The sequence below is a fragment of the Rhodococcus sp. ARC_M6 genome, from assembly GCF_022810305.1.
Lineage (GTDB): Bacteria > Actinomycetota > Actinomycetes > Mycobacteriales > Mycobacteriaceae > Rhodococcus_F.
Genome location: NZ_JALGQH010000012.1, coordinates 129,187 through 149,408 on the forward strand (window position 1 = coordinate 129,187; position 20,222 = coordinate 149,408).

Here is a 20,222-nt window from a genome sequence, read left to right on the forward strand (position 1 = left end):
GGCCCCGTCGCTACTTGTCAGCCGTTGCGAAGCACATCCAACCGGATTCGACGGTCTTCGATGTGGGCGGCAGTCTCGGTGAAGGCACGTTGCCAGTCAGTGGTGGATGCGCGGTTGGCGGCGCCCGAGAGTAGTGCGACGGCTTCGAGGGGGAACCGTGCCTGCGCGCTCCGCAGAGTTGAATAGTGGCTGTGTCGTGAGTGAATGCCCAACTCCTCGCCCGAGGCGGCGTGTTCGGCCGCTTCCGTTTCGAGCGCGCTCACGAGTTTCTGCGCTACGGCAAGGGGCCAGGGGTGGCCGATTCCGTCGAGTAGGGCACTGCCGTCAACGCCGAGGAGGTAGTCGTCGGCGTGGCCGTCGAGGATGTATGCGATACGTTCACGCGGATTCGCAATCGCGACGACGCGTCGATCGGTGTTCCGGCCGTCCCGTTCGAGCAATGCCGATGCCCACGCGGAGTTCGTCTGGAGAACTGTTGCGGCAGTCCAGGATTCGGTCATCACGTCGTGCCACTGCTTTTCGATCGGGATGCGAAGCGCTTCGCGGGGTGATCCGATCATCGAGTCCCACAAAGCAAGTGGTGTTGCGGTGACCACCTGTCGGAGCCACCACTTCCCGATCCCTTTGTACTTGTTGTGGACATTCTCGATGCCGTCCCGCGGCGCTTGGCTGTCGAGTGAACCGGGGAGCCGGATGACGAGGCGGGGGCGCAACGGTTTGGTTTCGAGTCGTACCCAGGCTTTGGCGCGGGCGGTCATCCGTTCGGCGAACGGCGAGCCGGGGAGTTGGCGGAGCAATTGAATGGAACGCTCGCGCACGTCGATCGACGAGTCGTCGAGGCCGCGTTCGAGTAAGTCGTAGTCGTGCTCACCCAGGCCGACCCGCAATCGGCCCAGAAAATCGCGTCGCAGCGACGGAGTTTCGGTGGCCCAGGCAATCTCGAGTTCTTCGGTTGCCAAGGCGGGATCAAGTGTCCGGATGTAGTCGAACCAGGCCATCCGGTCGTCGGTGTCGGTGGAGAGCCACAGTTCGTCGCGGCGGGATCCGACGCGTCGCAATTGTGCCCAGTCCGGGTTGTGGTCCGCAAGGTATTGACCTCGGGGGCCGGCGAGGAGGAGTAACCGTTCGCGATGTTCGGGATGGCTCAGGGCGGCTGTCATGAGTGCCGGAACCGTCGGCGCGGGTGCAACGTAGTTGTGGTGCTCGGCTACGTCGAACCACTCCGGTAGTGACGGCGACCGGGTCTCGAGCAGTGACGTCAGTTGCGCGACCGCCGCCGTCGGGAGCATTGGGCGCCCTGACGGTTTGTCGGTTCGCAGCGAGGTCATTTGCTTACGGTAAGGCAGAGGTGCGTCAACTTTTGGTTGGGGTCTGCGCGCGCCGCCCGAGATTCTGGAACAGTGGATATCGGCACCTGGGAGGGATGACATGGCAGAAGTTCACGGCGTCGGCTCGGGTGATGTAACCCCTGGGGCAGATGTTAACGGTGGGGCAGATGTGTTGGTTACCGAGCGACGAGCGCTGATCTCCAACCAAGTTCGGGCCTGGTGCGGCGCCGGGCTGATCGAATGGAATCGACCGGAACTGTCCGCTGAGGCCGCGCTTCTCCTAGCCGGGGGGTACGTCGATGACGACACGCGATCGATCATGGCTAATCGCCGCGCAGTCGGACGTTCCTTCCCGGATATCGGCGGTTGGTCCGAACTCCGGCAGCTCACCGATGAATACGCGCGAACCTGTGGGCGGCTCAGCGCCAACCGGATCGGACCCGTCCACGTAGTGCTCGAACGTCGAGTCCAAGCTTTGGAAAAACGCGTCCAAGCCGCTCGGGCAGCGGTCGTACAATCCAATCGGCATTTCGCGAGTAGCGTCCGCGCTATCCGCAAGGATCGACGTGACGGTCTGCATCTCGACGTCGACCAACGTGAGGCGCTGTTCGTGGGGCTCAGTCGCACGCCCGTTCCGATGAAGCCGGTGACTGGTCTGGGAGTTGTGGCGGGTACCGGCAGCGCCGCCCTCGACAAGCTTGCCGGGCGATTGGCACGTTTCGAGGGTTCAGGGGTCATCGCCGATACGGGTCGTCGGATAGCCGAAGCTCTCGACGGATTGGTTGACCACGACCATTCGATTGCTGCCGGCCGGTACGACGCACTGCGCTACCTGGCGGGCAATGTGTACGACCGCATCGAATCGTCCAACGCCTGGCATTCGGATCATTTTGTCATTCAACGAAATCAGCTGGACCTCGCCGACGAGGTCACCCAGATCTCCGTGGACGCTGTCGCGCTTCGGTCGATTCTTGCCGAACTCGACGAGGCTGCAACTTTCGCGCGGGACGAGGGCACCCGCGCATCGATCGACTCACGTACCGAGGCTCTCGGGGCGGTCTGGGACCAGTTGGTCGAAAGGGCGGCGGCGTTGGCGCGGATCGCTGATCTGGTCTCACGCGCCGAGGATCAGCTCAGTTCCCAGCGTGCTGCCTTGCATGCGGCGAGTTTGGACAGCCGTATCGACGACCTGTTGGCGCGCTCGGGTTCGCGGGAACTTTCAGCAGCCAATACACATCATGTGGGCGACCAATTCGACGGTGTCGACGAGTTGATGTTTGCCCATCGCGCAGCGTTGTACGGCGACATTGCACTTCTGACCTCAGGGAATGAGCGTCGGGCACCTTAGGCTCTCCGGTCGCGGCGATGTAAGGTCGAGGTAAGTAAACCGGCCGTGAGCCGGATTCGCCGGGCGTTGGCCGCGACAACTGTCCGCTTCCGCCCCACCCGCAGGCCGATCTGGCGATACCGGGCGTAACAGCTTCAAGACAGGCCGACCATGGAAGACACCGCGAGCCGCGGCATCAATGCGTTCATTTCCGAAGTGACCCAGCGTGGTGGCAAAGCCGTGCGGTTGACGCATTCGCGCCGCAACCCGGTGGAAGTGAAGGGCGGCGACGGCAGTACCCGCATCGTTCGGGTTCGCTCCAAGCTCGACGGTGACTGGCAGGCGCGACGCCAGGACGAGGACATCGAGAGTGATGACACGCGCTCCGAGTTCTGGGTGTTCGTTGATCTGGCGGTAGATCCCCACCAGTTCTTCATGCTGCCGTCGGTGGAGGTTGCCGACGATATCCGCTCCGAGGTCGATCTGTGGATCATGGACAGCCCGGGACGCACGCGCACCGGTCATCATGCGATTCCGCGGGGGCGCGTTGTGCACGGCCACGATCGCTGGGATGCTCTCGGACTGGCAGCGGTCAAGGACACGAGCATCCACGTCGAGGCGCCCGTGGCAGCCAAGCGCACGGCAACTCCGGTTGTGGCCAAGAAGCGTCGGGCCAGTGCTGCCGTCGAGGAGATCGAGGTCATCGACTTGCGCCTCGAGGTGACTGCCGATTGCCACGGCTACCGCTGGGTCGGTCGTTTCGACGAGACAACGGAGATTCTGGAGGTCATGCGGGGCCCGATGGAAGGGCGCCGATTCCCCAACCCGACTGCTGCAGCCAACGCTGTCACCGGACACATTTCCGGTGACATCGAGAGCTACGACGGTTGGGCGTTCTGGACTATCGGAAATTCCACTTTGGGTGCTCGCCGCCGCAAGTCCGCCTGACGGATCGGCGACTGTTCGGCCCTAGGCTCCGACCGCGGTGGACAGGCGTTCGAGTTCATCGAGTTCATCCGACGACAACACCAGGTTCGGCGCGTCCAGTAGCGCGGGGAGTTGTTCGACGCGGCTGACACTCGCGATCGGAGCGGTGATGCCCGGGCGTGTCAGCAACCAGGCCAAGGCGACGGTCGACATTTCGCAGTCGTGGTTGCTCGCAATATCGGCAAGTGCATCGACGACAGTCAGTCCGGCGTCGCTGAAGTAGCTCGCGGTGATTCGTTCGCGCGGGCTCCCTTCGATGTCTGCGCGAGTTCGGTATTTTCCGGTGAGGAAACCTGATGCGAGGGCGAAGTACGGAAAGACGCTGATGTTGTTGTCGGTGGCGATTTTGGCGAGTTCGGGTTCGTACGATTTCCGGTGCACCAGGTTGTAGTGGGGTTGCATGGCGATCGGTTGGGCGTACCCGTTCTCCGCGGTGATACGAAGCCATTCGCGAACACGGTCGGGGCTGTAGTTGGAGATTCCGAGATAGCGAACCTTCCCGGCCTCGACCAGTGCGTTGAAGGCCTCGAGAGTTTCTTCGAGCGGTGTGTCGGGATCGTCGAAGTGCGCGTAGTACAGGTCGATGCAGTCGGTCTGTAGCCGCGCCAACGACGCGTCTGCGGCAGCAGCGATGGTTGTTGCCTTCAGTCCCTTGAAATCAGGGTGGCTGCCCACCTTGGTGGCAACGATGACGTCGTCGTGCAATCCGCGGTCGGTGAGCCAGTTTCCGATGATCGTCTCTGATTCTCCCCCCGAGTTTCCGGCGACGGACGCGGTGTACGAGTCGGACGTGTCGATGAAGTTCGCGCCGGCTTCGGCAAAGGCGTCGAGTATCTCGAACGATGTCGGTTCGTCGGCCGTCCATCCGAAGGGGTTGCCGCCCAAAGACAAACGAAAGACGTCGAGTTCGGAGTTGCCGATAATCGCCACAGTAGAGGAGTCCTGTCGATAGAAATGCGGACGTTCTTCGTCGACGTCCGAGCCGCTTCTCGCACCGTACCGCTACTGCGCCCGAAATGAGTGCAGGGCTGTCGGTTGGGTCGAGAATGTGTGCTGATCGTGATTGCCGTCGGCGCTGGTGGGTATGGCACCTGGTACCGAATCAATTCGATGGACTCCTGATAGGAGCGTGGCGATGTCGATCGTGAATGAAGCCACCCGCGTTGTCACAGGCGCCGCTCGCATGACAACCAGCGCTGTGGGCGCAGTCGGCGGAGGCGTTGTCGGTGGGGTGAGCGGCGGAATCCGGGGCGCAGCCGGTGGCGTGCGCGACGGTATTCGGGCCGGAGCGAAGTCGACGCCGACGGCGGTTCTCACACTGGCGGCGGTCGGGGCTGCAGGGTTGGTGGAATGGCCGGTACTGGCAGCTGTGGGTGGTACGGCGGTGGTTCTACGCGAATTGGACCGTAAGGATCACGCCGCCGACGGCGCGGGGAACAACGAACACAAGCAGCATCCCCGAAAGTCCGAAAAACCTGCCGCACGAACATCGCACAAGAGCCAGTCGGCGTCCTGAGAGCATGTTTCCGGCAGTGTTTCCCTCTCTCGTCTCGAACGTCGTTCGAGCTGCACCTGCCGGGGATCTGATCGCCCGGGTGTTCACCACGTCAGTCGCAGCTGCGGGACTCGTTCCGGCACTGGCGGGTTCGTTGGCGCGAGTGCCACCGATGCCGGGATCGTCGTTGCTTGCTGCCGGGGTGGCAGCGGTGAATTACCAACCGCGTCTGCGAAAACGGGTTGAGCAGGTCATCGGTCGTTCGTTGACCGACGTCGTTCTCGAGTCCGCCACCTCGGTGGCTGATGTGCTGACGCAGGCTCCAACGGCACTGCTCGTGGATGTGGGGGTGCGGTCGCTCCGACTAGACGAGGCGTGGAATCTGCGGAGGGCGTTCTCCGAGTGGGGTGTCGCGCAGGCTTCGGACCCGTCCGATGTCGAGGAGTTGGAGGTCAAGGGGCTCGCTGAACGTCATGCGGATCGGACGGCTCTCGGTCAACTGACAGCCGCCGGAGTGATCGCGTGTGTGACAGGTAGTTCGGAGACGGCAGCAACTGCGGTTCGGGTCGCGTCGCCGCGAGCGTTGCGTGTTTCTCGGGAATCGTTCTCTGCCATGCTGACGCGGGAACTGTGGCGCCGGGAGGGATCGTTGGTTGTGGACCCGGGCGCGGTGAGAAGACTCGACCGAGTCGACACGGTACTGATCGATCCGCGGGTACTCCTCGCCGAGAAACTCCGGGTGGCTGATATTCGCGGCGTGGCAGATGCAGATCGTGTGGAGGTGTGGAACCGCGCTCGGCAAGAGTTGAGAAACGGCGAACTCTCAGTCGGCCGGCACAGTATCGACGGGGCCGAGGTTCTGGTCATCCCCGAGCGAAAAGCTTTGGCGGAAGCGGTAGTTGCCCAGTTGCATACGGCCGGCGTACAGGCAGTCGGTATCGATGTGGACAGCCTCGGGTCACTTCGCGGGGGATTCGATCAACTGTATCCAGCACCCGCCGGCATCGACGAGGCGCTGGAGTCTGCGTTGACGGCATTGTCCGCCGCCGGTGCACACGTTGCCGTGGTCACGGCATCCGATCTGGACGGACCGGCCGTCGTACGTATCGGGGTCGCCGAACCCGACTGCGCGCCGCCGGCCGCGGATATTCTCGATCACGGACTTGCCGGTGTGTGGCGGGTGCTGCACGCCCTACCGGCGGCACGGACCGCGACGCGGCGCGGCGTCGAATTATCCAGCGGTGCTTCGCTACTGGGCACTTTGGTGATGCTTCCCGGTGTGCGTGGTCGGGGGCCGGGTCCGGTCACCGTCGGCGCCGGAGCGGCGCTATGGACGGGCTATCGATTGGCTCGATCTGCGTTGAGAGCCGACGTTCCGGTCGGAAGTTCGCGCAATGACTGGCACGAACTGGGCGTCGAAGAAGTGTTGAGCGAGTTGCCTTCGAGCGAGGCTGAGGTCCGATCGTCGCGCAGCACGGAGGCGGTTTCGTTTGTCCTGGCACCGGTCCGGCTCGCTCGGGAAGCGTTGGGCGCGGTGCGATCCGAGTTGGCGGATCCGTTGACGCCGGTGCTCGCAACAGGATCCGCGGCCAGTGCGATCCTGGGCTCGCCGATCGATGCCGTCCTGGTCGGTTCCGTTCTCGCAGGCAATGCAACGCTGTCCGCGATGCAAAGGCTGCACTCGGAACGTGTTGTTCGCGAGTTGCTTCGAGTTCAAGAGCCGTTGGCTCGCCGTGTGCCGCCAGGTTCAGCTGCCGCGGAGCGAGTTCCAGCCGATGAGTTGACGGTTGGAGACATCGTCGACATCGAACCTGGCGATGTAGTTCCGGTCGATTGTCGACTTGTCCGCTGCGAGTCGCTCGAGATCGACGAGTCGTCGCTGACCGGTGAATCCATGCCTGTCGAGAAGCAGACCCGCGCTACTCCTGGCGTTCCGGTGGCTGAGCGTAGTTGCATGGTCTACGCCGGAACAACAGTCGTAGCCGGAGCGGGCCAGGGAAAAGTGACCGCCGTCGGCTCGTGCACCGAGGCGCGCAGGGTCGACGTCCGTGAACCGAGAGTCGGACCCGACGTCGGATTGTCGAGCCGCTTGCGTGAGCTGACCAAGAAGACACTTCCTGTCAGCATCGGCGGCGGCGCGTTGGTCACCGCGATGGGCTTGCTCCGCGGTACTGCGCTTCGCCAAGCAGTTACCGGCGGAGTAGCGGTCGCGGTTGCGGCCGTGCCGGAAGGATTGCCACTTGTGGCGACCCTCGCGCAGCAGGCCGCTGCTCGGAGGCTGACTTCGGTGGGCGCACTGGTTCGAGCACCGCGTTCGATCGAGGCATTAGGACGTGTCGATTGCGTCTGTTTCGACAAGACCGGGACGTTGAGTGAGAACCATCTTCGCGTTGCGGCGGTGGAACGCGTCGACGGCTGGAACGGTGATCGAATTCTGGAAGTTGCCGCACGAAGTGCGCTGGCCAGCACGGGCGACCAGGTATTTCACTCGACTGATTCGGCTGTCGTGAGCGCCGCCGAGGAAGTGTTGAAGCATCCGCTGGTGTTCGAGGGTGCTCAGGCATCGGCGTTGGTGCCGTTTCGATCGGGCCGACCGTATTCGGCGGCGTTGATCGGTCGTCGAATTGCGCTCAAGGGCTCACCGGAGTTCGTATCGGCGAGTTCTGCGCCGAAAAATGTTTCTGCACAGCATGTTCGGAGTATGGCTGAGCGCGGACTCAGAGTGATCGCGGTGGCTCACCGCGAACTTTCCGAGTCGGATGCCCAGCGGGCAGCGCAGGACCCGGATTTTCTCGAGCAATGTTGTACTTCGAACTTGGAGCCGGTGGGATTGCTCGGCCTCTCGGACACTGTGAGATCGGACGCCCGAAAACTCGTGGAGGACCTTCAAGGCCGCGATCTCGGAATCCGGTTGCTCACCGGCGATCATCCGCTCACCGCAGCGGCGGTCGCGTCGGAGTTGGGTATGGCCGTGCAACCGAATGATGTGGTCACCGGCTCGGAGTGGGAGAGCCTCTCGCGCAGCGAGCGGGAGTCGATCGTCACGGAGCGAACTGTATTCGCCCGGATGACACCGGAGCACAAGGTGCAGGTCGTTCATGCGCTGGAGGCAGGTGGATCGGTGTGTGCGATGGTCGGCGACGGTGCCAACGACGCGGCCGCGATCCGCGCTGCCAGTGTAGGTATCGGGGTGGCGGTGTCGAATAGCGATCCGGCTCGTGGCGCTGCCGATATCGTCCTGCTGGACGGTCATGTGAGTGGCTTGATCGATGCGCTCGACGAAGGCGCGCAGCTCTGGCGACGCGTACGTTCGGCCGTGGGCGTCCTCCTCGGCGGTAATGCCGGGGAGGTGGCGTTTGCACTGGCGGGCAGCGCGCTGTCGGGAGAGTCTCCGCTCAATGCGCGGCAAATGTTGTTGGTCAATCTGATGACGGATGCATTGCCCGCAGCAGCACTCGCAGTGAGCACGCCGACGGCCGAGCGCCAGCTGGACTCTCGCGGGTCAGACACCGACGACCTCTGGCGAACCATCACGATTCGTGGGGCCGCTACGGCACTCGGTGCATTGTCGGCCTGGATTCTTGCCCGGGGCACCGGCCGTCGGCGCCGAGCGTCGACGGTTGCCTTGGTTGCGTTGGTGGGGACCCAGCTCGGGCAGACGTTGATCGAATCGCGAAGTCCGTTGGTTGTCGTGACGGCCGTGGGGTCCGTCGCCGTGCTCGCTGCGCTGGTCAGTACGCCGGTGGTGAGTCAGTTCCTGGGCTGCACTCCGCTGGGACCGCTTGCCTGGTTCCAGGCTGTCGGGTGCGCGTCCGCAGCGACGGCTCTTGCCGCCGTGATGCCTCGAGTGGTCGAGAAGTTGGTGGCCGCCGAAGGTTAATCGACGATTCGGAGAACACCGATTCGGATCAGTACCGCGTAGACCTCGCGGATTGGTGGAGTCAGGACCTGGGACAAGGAGTGAAGCAAAGATTCGGACACGACGCACAGCGTGCTCGGCCAAGGTGTCGGCTCGTTGAACGCGGTTGCACGTACGAGAAAACGTAAGGAATCGAACAATGTCTCAGCAGGTCGCCGACGTTCTCGACCAACGTTCCGCAGTCGAAGCGGTCCGTTCGGCTCATCGATTCGAACTGAACCTTCCGGTGCTCGGGGCGGTGCCGCTGCCGCCGCCGGAGCAGCTCGCCTACTTTGCCGCAATGGGATTGATGGTGGCCTTCGAGATCATCGAGTGGCCGATAGCGCTCACCATCGCTGCCGGGCATTTGTTGGCGACGGAGCAGCACAACCGAGTGCTGGAGGAAGTCGGCGAAGCGCTCGAAGGAGTGTGAAATGCAGCGTGGCCCCGGCCGAATGTTCGGCTGGGGCCACGCTGTCAGTGCACGTTAGCTACTTCGCAATCGCTCGCTTCATCCCTCGCTCGACTGCCGCGATGATCTGCGGACGCAATTCCGCTGCCGGCACGATCGCATCCACCGAACCGACCTCGCGGGCCCGCTGAATGTTGTGGATCGCCTCGAACTCCGAGGCCACCTCGCCGAGCTTGTCGGAGCGGACTGCGATGCGCTGGGCATTCAGTTCCACACGGAGACGGGCCTTCTCGGTGTCGTCCTTGGTTCCGGTCAGATCCGACTCGAGCTGCTGCACCTTGGGATCGTTGTTGGTACGGGTGTTCACCTCGCGGGTGAACACGACGGCTGCGGCGGGAGCGCCACCGAGGACGGATGCAAACGATCCCTCGACGGCCAGAACTTCCATGTTGTCGTTGAGTGCTCCGGAGAACACGACGAAGGCACCGCCGTGGTAGCGCGAGACTACGCAGAACACGATCGGACCGTCGAAGTTGACGATGGCCCGGCCGATCTCGGCGCCGTACTCGAGCTGGATGTTGCGCAGTGATTCCGGGGATCCGTCGAAGCCGGACAGGTTGGCCAACACCACGATCGGACGGTTACCGCTCGCCGCGTTGATTGCGCGGGCCGTCTTCTTCGACGAGTTCGGGAACAGCGTTCCCGAGGTCCACGTATCCGGTCCGTCGGCGGGGAAGTGGCCCTTGCGCGGAATTGCGCGAGATTCGATGCCCACCACGGTAACCGGGTATCCGGCGAGGTGTGCATCGATCACCACGGAGGTGTCGGCGCCCGCCATGTCGGCCCAGCGTTCGAGTACGGAGTGGTCCTGGTCGACTACCGAACGCATGACCGTGCGGATGTCGAAGGGCTTCTTACGATCCGGGTTCTTGACGGACGAGAAGACGTCGCCGACGGTTTCGAAATCGCTCGACGGATGCGTGTGCGGGAAACTGCGCACGTCGCGGTCGATCGGGTCGGAGGTGGCCGCACGACGCGGGAAGCGTTCTCCGGGAGCGAGGTACGAGTGCGCGTAGTGACGGAACAGGATCTCGCACGCAGCGGTGAGGTCGGGTGCCCAGTACTGTGCCTGGCCGTTGGGACCCATGACGCGGTCGTAACCACCGATGCCGAAGTTGTCCTCGGCGGAGACGCCACCGGAGTAGTCGAGTGACTGCTTGCCGGTCAGCACCATTGCGCTGTCCGGGGTCATCACCAGAATTCCCTTGGTGTGCATCAACATTGTGGCTTCGGCGTTCCAGTAGGGCTGGGCGCCGACGTTGATGCCGGTAACGACGATGTTGATTTCGCCGCCGTTCTGGGTGAACGTGATGATCCGGCGCAGGCCGCGTGAGACCCAGTCCATGTTCTCGGTGCCGCTGTCCATCGAGATGGTGGCGCCGGAGGACAGTGCAAACCATTCGACGGGCACGTTCAGCTTCTCGGCGAGATCGATGGCTGCGACGACGCGGGAGCACTCGGCTTCCGCAACGGTGCCGAGAGCCTTGGTGGGATCACCGAACAGAGCGACGCGTGTCATGCCTTCGGGGTAACGCGGGGTCGGCGTATTGACCAGCCCGACAACTATTCCGGCCTTGTTCAGCCCGAACGGACGATCGACGGGAGAAAGGATTCCGGCTTCGTCGAAATCGTGCTCGACAAATGTTCCCTTGTTTCCGGTCAGTAGCGGAACCAGTTCGTACGGGTACACGGTGCCGCGGGCCCGCGAGCTCTGGACCTTCTGGGCGTACGAGTCGAGGGGGAGCAGAGGTTCGGTAGGCGGTTCGGTCTTGTTGATGACAACCCCGGCGCCGGCGCGGTACGAGAAGCGCAGCGCAACTTCCTTGGGCGCCCCACCCTTCGGATCCTTGAGGCGGGTGATCAGCGTGATCTCTTCGATTCCGGCACCCACGGTGAGGCGGGCAGCGTTCTGCGCGATCACGGAGTACCGATCAGCCGGTACATCCGCCACCGGCCACACGTAGAGCACGACGCGGTTGGCGGCGAGTCGACGCTTGTCGCCACGCTGGCTCTGGGCGCGGCGGATACCGTCCAGGCAGGCGGCGAGGGTGCGTTCGATGGCAGGCAGCGCAACCATGCGGCCTTCGTCGTCGAGTTGTGGTGTCACGTCTCGAATTTCGGCCAGCGCGATGAGGCGCTCGTCGGACGGGTTTTCCTTGGCGGAGAGGTGGAACAGGTAGGTGTTCTCCGGTGCCGGGAGGCGCTTGCCGTTGAAGTTCTTCAGACGCCACATATCCAGACGCTGACCGGTCAACGGGTGCATGTCGCGGATGATCTGGTCTTCGACCAGTTCTCCGGCGACCGGGCGGAAGGTTACCCAGCGAATTCGTTCGCCGTTGGGGTTGCAGACGATGACAGTAACTCGGCGTGCACTCGCGATGGTCCCGTTGCGGGACAATATGTTGCGCAGCTTTTCGACCAGTTCTTCGCCGTCGGCGGGATGCTCCGGCCAGTCGAGGTAGATGTCGACGACGAGTCCGCGCCCGGCGGGTGTTTCTTGAGCGACGGACGAGATGTCGTCGAGAGCTGTAGCCAGCGAATCGAATTCGGCGACTGCCGAGACGAGGTGCAGTTGTGCACCACGCAGATCGAAGTTGCCGGTGACAAAGCGACGGTCGACGTGTTCGAAGGCTCGGACGTCCTCGAACGAGTGAATCTTGTAGTAGCGCCGGGTGATCACTTCGAGGAGTGGTCCACCGTCACGGTTGCCGAGACCGATGCGTCGGCCCAGCAGGTCGAGGAGAGGCTCCGGTGTTGCTACCAGATTGGCGACACGCTGGTCGTAATCCGCTGCGTCGGGCTGCTCTTCGAGGTAGGCGAGGTTTCCGCGGATACCGTCGTAGACGTCTTCGCGAACCTTGCGGATGCGGGGCTCGTCGAAGAAGCGGAAACGAAGGTTCCGGGCGACGTCACCGATGAGCGGGAAACGAACCTGGGTGGCGACGATGAGTCGATCGAGGACTTCGTTCAGTTCCTGTGCCGAGCAACCGGGAGCTCTGTCTCCCGCCAGCCAGCCTTCGAGAAGTGCTGCGATGACCGGGATCTGGGCTTCCATGCGCTGCAGTGCGAGGAACAGGCGGTACACCGCTTCCTCGACGGCCGGGCGATCTTCGAGATCGGTGACGTCGTAGTGGCGCAGGGCACGCTCGAGGCGGGTGCGGAACGACGCCGGCACACCCTCGCGCTCGACGTCGAGTGAATGCAGGAAGGTGTGGAAATGCTCGCGCGGGCTGTGAACGGATTCGTCCTTCGCGGACTCACCGGAGGTGGGCTTGTTGCGTGAGAGTTCGCAGATATCGGCAAACGTGGTCAGCACGGCGAGTTCTGCGTGAACCAGTGCGGGATCCTGTGGTTCCAGTGCGCCGCGTAGTGCGTCGTACTCGGCGAGAACTGCATTGGCCTGCTTGCCGCTGACGTCGTAGCCACTGATCATGGCAGTCAGAGCTTCGAGCTGTGCCAGCGCGTCGTCACGGACGTCGGATCCGGAAGTCGAAGCGGGAAGGTCGAATTCGATGCGGGGCGCCTTCTCGACGACGGCTTCGTCGCTGACCTGATCAACACGCAGGAGAGGTGCTCCGGCATCGACCTGTGAGTTGACGGTGGCCAGCACCTCACGGACCTTGCCGGCGTAGGGCGCACGGACGGCGGTCTCCATCTTCATGCTCTCGAGCACAACGAGGGTGGAGCCGGCTTCGACGTCGTCACCGACGGCAACGGGAACAGCGACAACTACTGCCGGGGCGGGAGCGCGGATAACGCCGGCGTCGTCCTGGCTGATCTGGTGGCTGATGCCGTCGACCTCGACGAGGTAACGCGCGGGGCTGGAGACGGAGACTACGTGGAAGCGTCGGTCACCGATGACGAGACGCGATTCGAAATCGCCGAGACGATCGACGTCCACTTCGATGGAACCGGCGTCACCGTCGACGAGGTAGCGGTGGGGGCCGATGCGCCCGACCGTCAGCTTGTAGGCCTGGCCCTGGTAGTTCAGTTCGACAGTTCGGCCGATTGCGTGGTTGGCGCGGGGCCGGCCACCACGTGCGGAGGCGAGGAATGCTGCGCGTTCGAGGGATTCCTCGGCGTCGTAGGCATCGATCGCGGTGGCGATCAGTGCAACGTCGGCGCGGCGGGTTGTCGTATCGAGAGCGCCGGTGCGGTCCAGCCAGCCCGTGTCGGCGGAGGCCGAGATGACCTCGTCGCGATCGAGAAGGTCGAGGAGGAACGACTTCGTGGTGGTGCCGCCGTCGAGGACGACGGTGGTTTCGCGGAGAGCGGTGCGCAGACGTGCGAGTGCCTCGGCGCGCGTGCGTCCCCAGGCGATGACCTTGGCAACCATGGAGTCGTAGTCGGGCGGAATGACGTCGCCGGCCGCGATGCCGGTGTCGACCCGGATACCCGAGCCGAGGGGGAACTTCAGGAGCTGAACTGTGCCGGGGGCCGGCGCGAAGTCGTTGTCTGCGTCTTCGGCGTTGAGGCGGGCCTCGACGGCGTGGCCGAATGCGGGCGGGCAGTCTCCCACCAGTTCATCGCCGCTGGCGACAAGAATCTGCAGTTTGACCAGGTCGATGCCGGTGGTGACCTCGGTGATGGGGTGTTCCACCTGGAGGCGGGTGTTGACCTCGAGGAACGTGAACAGCTTGTTCTCGGGCTGGTACAGGTACTCGACGGTGCCGGCGCCCTGATATCCCGCAGCCTTCACGAGTTCGGCGGACACCTTCTTGAGGTGATCCGACTGCTCCTCGGTCAGGACGGGGGAAGAAGACTCTTCGATGACCTTCTGGTTGCGACGCTGGATCGAGCAGTCGCGGACGCCCGGAGCCCAAACGTTGCCGTGGTTGTCGGCGATGATCTGTACTTCGACGTGGCGTGCGTCGGTGACCAGGCGTTCGAGGAAGACGACGGGGTCACCGAAGGAACGCTCGGCTTCGCCCTGGGTGCGTTCGAGGGCAACTTCGAGTTCGTCCTCGGCCCACACCTTGCGGATTCCGCGCCCGCCGCCGCCGCTGCGAGCCTTGATGATCAGCGGGTAGCCGATAGCCTGCGCGTGACGACGAGCGTCGGCGCGGGTCTCGACGGGTCCACCGCTCCAGGGTGCGACGGGGACGCCGACCTTCTCGGCAAGAATCTTCGCGGCCACCTTGTCGCCGAGGAGGCGCATGGCGTCGGCGCTGGGGCCGATGAAGGTGATGCCCAACTTTGCGACGACCTCGGCGAATGCCGGGTCTTCGGCAACGAAGCCCCAGCCGACCCATACTGCGTCGGCCTTGGCAGCGAGCAATGCGCGCTCGAGTTCGACGTAATCGAGATAGGGGCTTCCGGTGCCGGTGCTGCGAAGGGTTACGCCTTCGTCGGCCTGGCGGACGAACATTGCTCGACGCTCGGCGTCGGTATGGAGCGCAATGACGCGAATGCCGTAGTCGTGCTCGGCGTTCAGTTCGCGTACTGCCCTGATCAGGCGGACCGCGGCCTCACCTCGATTGACCACTGCGATTCGTTTGAACATTGTCACTGCCACCGTCCTTGATGAGATTCTTGCGTCACGTACGTTGTGATCGTTGCGATATGGGCTGATCGTGCGTCACAATCCCCCGAGTGCGCATCGACAGATGACTGTCAGTTCGGTCTGTTGAGTCCGGTGATGTCGAGTTGCGGCATCACACATAGTGCATGGACTCAGAACCGCTCCAATCATTAATGAGTTACATCGTATGTCGGCTCCCAGGCAATGCCTGGTTTATTCAAGGATGCAGTATGTCGCCGCCTGTGTCACCTCGGCGAATTGAAGTGTATTAGTCAACGTGAACCATGGTTACGCCTACCGGTTAATATGCTGTGCTCCAACAACTTTCGAGCTTGTGACAGGGATCACGGTTGGCGTAAATGTGGACGAATTTGAATACTCACTGGTAACAAATTTGATTCTGCTGCCGAATTATTGGATTGTGCGAATATTACTCATCGGTACTACCGGTGGGTATTTTTTCAGCCGGATATTCGCTCATTTGTGTACACCGGAGCCCGCGGTGGCGGTTGTTCGAAGGTCCGGTGAGCTGAAGGAATCAGCTAGATTTTGTGCTGCCTTCGATCGGATGGGTCTTGCTCACCAACTTCGCATAACAGTGTTCGCGGTCGAGGCCGTTGCCGACGCACCAGCCGTGTGCACCGTCGGGATCGGGGAAAGTGACTCCGATGATCGTGATCCAGAAGTCGGGAGCACTGAACACGCTCCAGTCGTCCGACCACAGCAGTCGAACCTGGGGAAACTCCAGCCGTAAGGCGAGATGCTCGTCGAGTTGTTCCACGTCTTACCTTCGGCCACCAATCCTGGTCGCTTCGAACTGAGCTGCGGTACCCAGCGGTCGGCGAGTTCGGAACTGACGGACGGAGCATCCGCAGTCGCCAAGGCGCGCAGTGCGTCGAACGCAGTTGATTCGGCATCTCCGGTTTGCGGTGCTGCGGGGCCTGTCGCCTCCATCTTGGCATTCGGAACCTGCTGTCCCACAACGCCGGTTGTTGCACTGGCGTTCCCGGACTCGACACATTCGACCAGTATCTTGTTCCAGCTTCCTCCGGATTTGCCGGACAACGTATCGGGAGTTCTCCAGAATGTACCGATTGGAAACCTGAATTTGCGCTGGACCGATTCGGCTGCAGATGCAGATGAATTGGGGGAACCACTTGTGTTGTGTGGCAGGATGAGTGGGGAACCGGAGAAGTCCATGGGCGAGACAGACGCATTGGACGTGAACACCGCCGCGCCGGATGTGTCGAAGTACGTCGGAGTGAAGGTGAGTTCGTTCGTGTTTCCGCCGCACATTCCCGCAACGGCCCCGAATCCTGGGACCGGACCGGCCCACGCAGTATCTTCCACGACGACCGACCCGGCGGATGTAAGCGCAATTACTCCACCGATGCCGGACAACGATACGAGTCCGTCCGAAATCTTCAGTGCGTAGTGGTCGCCACTGCCAACCCCGCACTTCTTCGTCGAATAGCTTCGAGACCACTCTGACGCCGGATTATCGACACTGCCTCTGGTCAGTGTGTATTCACCTTCGCCGGGGCGGTACGCAGCGGTGAAGACAGACCCTTCGCCAACCGAGATTGCCAAAGTGTTTGGGCTGAGTGCGGATTCGCTTCGAATGGTGCCATCGTGAACATTGAAGGACTTCATTCTCGGGTTGCGCCCGAAGTCTGATTCGATGCACGGGAGGGCGCCCTCGACAACGCCGTTCGCACAACCGCCGCCGAACGTGCTCGGTGCGGACCATTCCAACTCACCTGTTCGCGAGTTCAGGGCAATCAGGCGGGACTCGTTGGAATCCGTCTGCGTTTTGGCGATAGCAGCAATGAGTTTGTCGCCGACGTCGACGAACCCGGTGGACAGGTATCGGCGACCGGCGTACTCGGGATTGACAAATGACGCTGTAGATCCCGACATGTAGTCGTGAGGATCCGCCGTCCACGCCACTTCTGGCGCAGTCGGAAAGGTGCCCTTTGTCATGCCGGGCGGAAGTGCGATTGTGCTGTCCGAGTTTCGGAAATACTGAAATGTGGCGACGGACCCTGCCGTGAGCGCCAGTACCGCCACGACTGAGACCAGTGCGATCCCTACCGCCCTTGCTCCACTTGCGTGCGGGAGCGGTCCGGCCGCTGGGTGGCCCGAATTGTTGGGCGCCGGATGCCCATCCCGCATTTGTCTGGTTGGGTGGTTTCTGCGCCAAATTTATCTGAACGGACGACACTCGACCCTTCAGGTGGATGCGCGCAATCGCGCGAAGTCCGATTCGATTGTGGCGATGTGCTCTGAAATTCCGTCGAGGCCCGCCTGCGGCAGATTCAATGTGCTTCCGAAGGACCGTGCAGCCTCCTTGAAGGGTTCTACGAGGGGTTCGTACTTGGCGACCAGTTTCAGCCTCGGAGCCTTCGCCAGGTACTTGACGCTGCCGGCGTTGTCGACGAAGTCGCTGAACTTCACCAGAAACACCGAAGGATCCGAAATAGCGCCGACGACGTGGTCCCGGTATCCAGATGCGTTGCCGTCCTGCCCGTAGTTGATTGGATTAGTCACTGCGGCAACGATTTCAGCGATTCTGGGGCCGAAGCGCTCCACGATGAGTGTCAAGGCGTGCTGCCGCATCTCGTAGGGCTCCTCGTTGACGATGGGAATTCCGCCGAGCAGGGGGATGAGTTTCTGTGGTTGGTCTTCGACCGTGTCGTGGAGGGCCGTCGCGGCCAGAACGTCGGCGTCGGCGCATCCGTACCGAATTAGCCGCAGCACATTTCGCAAGGGGTGAACGATGTAGGGATCAATGTCGGCTTTGATCCCGTTCTTTCGGGACTGCTCGAGATGCGCGAGTGTGGCGACCTCCATCGCGAGCCGCAGGGTGCCACTTTGTATCGACATCTCGTCGACTGCGTTCTCGATCGCGAAGACGAGCGTCGCGGCATCCATCTCCTTCAGGGTGAGATCTTTGAAGGCGGATGTGATCGGATCTGATGTGCTCACAGGGGGATTACCTTTCGTTGAATTGACGCTGCGTTGCCGAGCGGTTTTTGCACCGGCATCAAATTTGGATACCGTTTCTTATTGCCGTGCAATCGAATACACATCGTTCCAGCTCTGCGAACGTACGGCGTTCTGCTTCGAAGTGGAACTGGTGTCGGCAGGGCTGCGGTCGACGGCTTGATTAAAATGTCGTCAACTCCTGCCAATCCCGCCGCGCGCATTTAGGCTGAACAAATGACAGTCGATCAGGCGTTGGACAGTGACTTCCTGACCCTTGCCGATCCGTACCGCCGTGAGCTTCAGGCGCATTGCTATCGCATGATGGGTTCAATCCACGATGCAGAAGACCAGGTCCAGGAGACTTTCATTCGGGCGTGGCGGGGGTATTCGGGTTTCCGCGGCCAGTCATCGTTTCGGACTTGGCTCTACCGTATCGCGACCAACACGTGTTTGACGGCATTGGAGGGACGCGCGAGGCGTCCGCTTCCGGTTGGTTTGGGCGCGCCCAGTTCAGATCCTTCGGATGACCTGGTCGAACGCCATGAAATTGCCTGGCTCGAACCCATTGCAGACTCGTCGTTGAGCGATGTGAATGACCCAGCAGTAATGGTCGTGCGTCGGGATTCCGTCCGGCTGGCATTGATCGCTGCTTTGCAGCATTTGTCGCCGAGGCAGCGAGCCGTATTGGTGTTGCGCGACGTTCTGCAATGGAAGGCTGCGGAGGTTGCGACGGCACTGGACACCACAACCACTGCCGTCAACAGTGTTCTACAGCGCGCTCGCGCACAGCTCAACGCAATCGGGCCCACCGAAGACGACCTGGTGGAACCCACAAGTGACGCGGCCAGGACAATGCTTCGCGAATATGTTCGCAGCTTCGAGAATTACGACGTCGATGCCATCGTTGCGATGTTCACGCGTGAAGCGATCTGGGAGATGCCGCCGTTCGAAGGCTGGTACCAGGGTCCCGGGGCGATCGGGCAACTCATCGGGAACAAGTGCCCGGCCGACGGACCTGGTGCGATGCGACTGCTGCCGACCGCGGCCAACGGGCAACCGGCGTTCGGGCTCTACATGCGAGAGCCGGACGGTGTTCACCGCGCCTTCCAGTTGCATGTACTCGACGTGACGGAATCAGGGATCTCACATGTGACCTGCTTCTTTGACCTGACCTTGTTTGCACGGTTCGGTCTGCCGGCGGAACTGTAGGAGGAGAGGATGTGCGAGTGCCTTGGCTCGCACATCCCTCCGGTAGCCGACCCTTATCTACTGGGGAACCGTCGATCTACTGGGGAACCGTCGCGGCGGGATCCATCCACATGACCTCCCAGACGTGATTGTCCAGGTCGCGGAATGCGCGGCCGTACATGAAGCCGTGATCCTGGGGTTCCATCCACTTGGTACCGCCAGCTGCGATTGCGGCGTCGACAAAGCTGTCTACTTCTTCTCGACTCTCTGCCGAGACACACATCAGGGCCTCGCGGGCCTTTGACGTGTCACAGATGTCATCTGCGATGAAGTCACCGAATCGGGGTTCGTTCAGAAACATCACCGTCGCTGAGTCGCTGACGATCATCGAGACGGTGTTCTCGTCACTGAACATGTCGTTGAACTCGAAGCCGAGTCCGCTGAAGAAGGCACGTGTAGCCGAAACGTCCTTGACGGGCATGTTGACGAAGAGCAGACGGGACATGAGTAGGTACTCCTTAAACGTTGGTTGATGCGTTCTCCTACATACAGACCGCAGCGGCGGCAAAAACTCATCGAATTCGGGTTGTCCTTACTCTGAAATTGCCGAAATTCAGGTTCCTCAGGGTTGTGACCAGGCGATTTGTTATTTCGATGAACACTCGCGTAACTTATTCCAAGTCAGAGCGACACGGACACCGACTCCCGCCTCACAGCGAGAGACACGAGGTTGGACGAAGTGCCTGACGAAATCCGAAGCAGTTTCCATCCTGTATGGTTGTGCTTCACCTCCAGTTCACGACGACGATCAGCCCGGTTTGCGCCGGCGCAGAGAATCCGATAAGCTGGAAAAGTTGCCCCAGAGCAGCCGGCCAGAGGGTCGGCGGTGACGGTGTGCGCGTGTTCTTTGAGAACTCAACAGTGTGTCGATGAATGTCAGTGCCAAATTTTTGGTACTTCACATCGCGAATGATGTTCCGGGCCTTACGGTTTCGGTGCTGAGTGAGGGGTGTGAGTA

Annotated in this window: 12 protein-coding genes; 6 read left to right on the forward strand and 6 right to left on the reverse strand. The window is 62.1% G+C overall.

All coding sequences use genetic code 11. The features are described from left to right. Positions 1 to 17 precede the first annotated feature (17 nt). Complete coding sequence (locus MTX36_RS15115) at positions 18 to 1,328, reverse strand: DUF5691 domain-containing protein (RefSeq protein ID WP_243620557.1); 1,311 nt, start codon at positions 1,326 to 1,328, stop codon at positions 18 to 20. A gap of 100 nt (positions 1,329 to 1,428) precedes the next feature. Between MTX36_RS15115 and MTX36_RS15120 the strand changes: the two genes are divergently transcribed. Both MTX36_RS15120 and MTX36_RS15125 read left to right on the forward strand, forming a co-directional pair. Further along, positions 1,429 to 2,676, forward strand: coding sequence for a hypothetical protein (locus MTX36_RS15120; protein WP_243620559.1), 1,248 nt, complete (start codon positions 1,429 to 1,431; stop codon positions 2,674 to 2,676). 150 nt (positions 2,677 to 2,826) lie between these two features. Then, positions 2,827 to 3,603, forward strand: coding sequence for a hypothetical protein (locus MTX36_RS15125; RefSeq protein ID WP_243620560.1), 777 nt, complete (start codon positions 2,827 to 2,829; stop codon positions 3,601 to 3,603). 21 nt (positions 3,604 to 3,624) lie between these two features. On the opposite strand, the gene MTX36_RS15130 is transcribed toward MTX36_RS15125, so the two are convergent. Further along, positions 3,625 to 4,572, reverse strand: a complete 948-nt coding sequence (locus MTX36_RS15130; RefSeq protein WP_243620561.1) for an aldo/keto reductase — start codon at positions 4,570 to 4,572, stop codon at positions 3,625 to 3,627. Positions 4,573 to 4,777: 205 nt separating this feature from the next. Here MTX36_RS15130 and MTX36_RS15135 point away from each other — a divergent pair, with 205 nt between their 5' ends. The 3 genes from MTX36_RS15135 (at position 4,778) to MTX36_RS15145 (ending at position 9,468) form a co-directional block, all read left to right on the forward strand. After that, positions 4,778 to 5,158, forward strand: coding sequence for a hypothetical protein (locus MTX36_RS15135; protein ID WP_243620562.1), 381 nt, complete (start codon positions 4,778 to 4,780; stop codon positions 5,156 to 5,158). Between the two features lie 16 nt (positions 5,159 to 5,174). Continuing rightward, complete coding sequence (locus MTX36_RS15140) at positions 5,175 to 9,017, forward strand: cation-translocating P-type ATPase (protein ID WP_243620563.1); 3,843 nt, start codon at positions 5,175 to 5,177, stop codon at positions 9,015 to 9,017. Between the two features lie 178 nt (positions 9,018 to 9,195). Then, complete coding sequence (locus MTX36_RS15145) at positions 9,196 to 9,468, forward strand: hypothetical protein (protein WP_243620564.1); 273 nt, start codon at positions 9,196 to 9,198, stop codon at positions 9,466 to 9,468. A gap of 58 nt (positions 9,469 to 9,526) precedes the next feature. On the opposite strand, the gene MTX36_RS15150 is transcribed toward MTX36_RS15145, so the two are convergent. The 3 genes from MTX36_RS15150 to MTX36_RS15160 all read right to left on the reverse strand — a co-directional run bounded on the left by MTX36_RS15150 (position 9,527) and on the right by MTX36_RS15160 (position 18,016). Next, on the reverse strand, positions 9,527 to 15,010 hold the full coding sequence (locus MTX36_RS15150) for a carboxyl transferase domain-containing protein (RefSeq protein ID WP_243620584.1): 5,484 nt from the start codon (positions 15,008 to 15,010) through the stop codon (positions 9,527 to 9,529). Positions 15,011 to 15,607: 597 nt separating this feature from the next. After that, the gene (locus MTX36_RS15155; protein ID WP_243620566.1) at positions 15,608 to 17,011 is read right to left on the reverse strand and encodes a hypothetical protein; all 1,404 of its coding nucleotides are present in this window, start codon (positions 17,009 to 17,011) and stop codon (positions 15,608 to 15,610) included. A gap of 249 nt (positions 17,012 to 17,260) precedes the next feature. Continuing rightward, positions 17,261 to 18,016: an HD domain-containing protein gene (locus MTX36_RS15160; RefSeq protein WP_243620568.1), complete on the reverse strand. Its 756-nt coding sequence runs from the start codon at positions 18,014 to 18,016 to the stop codon at positions 17,261 to 17,263. A 234-nt stretch (positions 18,017 to 18,250) separates the two neighbouring features. Here MTX36_RS15160 and MTX36_RS15165 point away from each other — a divergent pair, with 234 nt between their 5' ends. Beyond that, positions 18,251 to 19,225: a sigma-70 family RNA polymerase sigma factor gene (locus MTX36_RS15165; RefSeq protein ID WP_243620569.1), complete on the forward strand. Its 975-nt coding sequence runs from the start codon at positions 18,251 to 18,253 to the stop codon at positions 19,223 to 19,225. Positions 19,226 to 19,301: 76 nt separating this feature from the next. On the opposite strand, the gene MTX36_RS15170 is transcribed toward MTX36_RS15165, so the two are convergent. Further along, positions 19,302 to 19,709: a VOC family protein gene (locus MTX36_RS15170; RefSeq protein WP_243620570.1), complete on the reverse strand. Its 408-nt coding sequence runs from the start codon at positions 19,707 to 19,709 to the stop codon at positions 19,302 to 19,304. Positions 19,710 to 20,222: the final 513 nt, after the last annotated feature.

Excerpts from the sequence above, each read along its gene's own strand:
- MTX36_RS15115 (WP_243620557.1), bottom strand. The coding sequence starts at position 1,328 with ATGACCTCGCTGCGAACCGACAAACCGTCAGGGCGCCCAATGCTCCCG.
- MTX36_RS15120 (WP_243620559.1), top strand. The coding sequence starts at position 1,429 with ATGGCAGAAGTTCACGGCGTCGGCTCGGGTGATGTAACCCCTGGGGCA.
- MTX36_RS15125 (WP_243620560.1), top strand. The coding sequence starts at position 2,827 with ATGGAAGACACCGCGAGCCGCGGCATCAATGCGTTCATTTCCGAAGTG.
- MTX36_RS15135 (WP_243620562.1), top strand. The coding sequence starts at position 4,778 with ATGTCGATCGTGAATGAAGCCACCCGCGTTGTCACAGGCGCCGCTCGC.
- MTX36_RS15145 (WP_243620564.1), top strand. The coding sequence starts at position 9,196 with ATGTCTCAGCAGGTCGCCGACGTTCTCGACCAACGTTCCGCAGTCGAA.
- MTX36_RS15150 (WP_243620584.1), bottom strand. The coding sequence starts at position 15,010 with ATGTTCAAACGAATCGCAGTGGTCAATCGAGGTGAGGCCGCGGTCCGC.
- MTX36_RS15155 (WP_243620566.1), bottom strand. The coding sequence starts at position 17,011 with ATGACAAAGGGCACCTTTCCGACTGCGCCAGAAGTGGCGTGGACGGCG.
- MTX36_RS15165 (WP_243620569.1), top strand. The coding sequence starts at position 18,251 with ATGACAGTCGATCAGGCGTTGGACAGTGACTTCCTGACCCTTGCCGAT.
- MTX36_RS15170 (WP_243620570.1), bottom strand. The coding sequence starts at position 19,709 with ATGTCCCGTCTGCTCTTCGTCAACATGCCCGTCAAGGACGTTTCGGCT.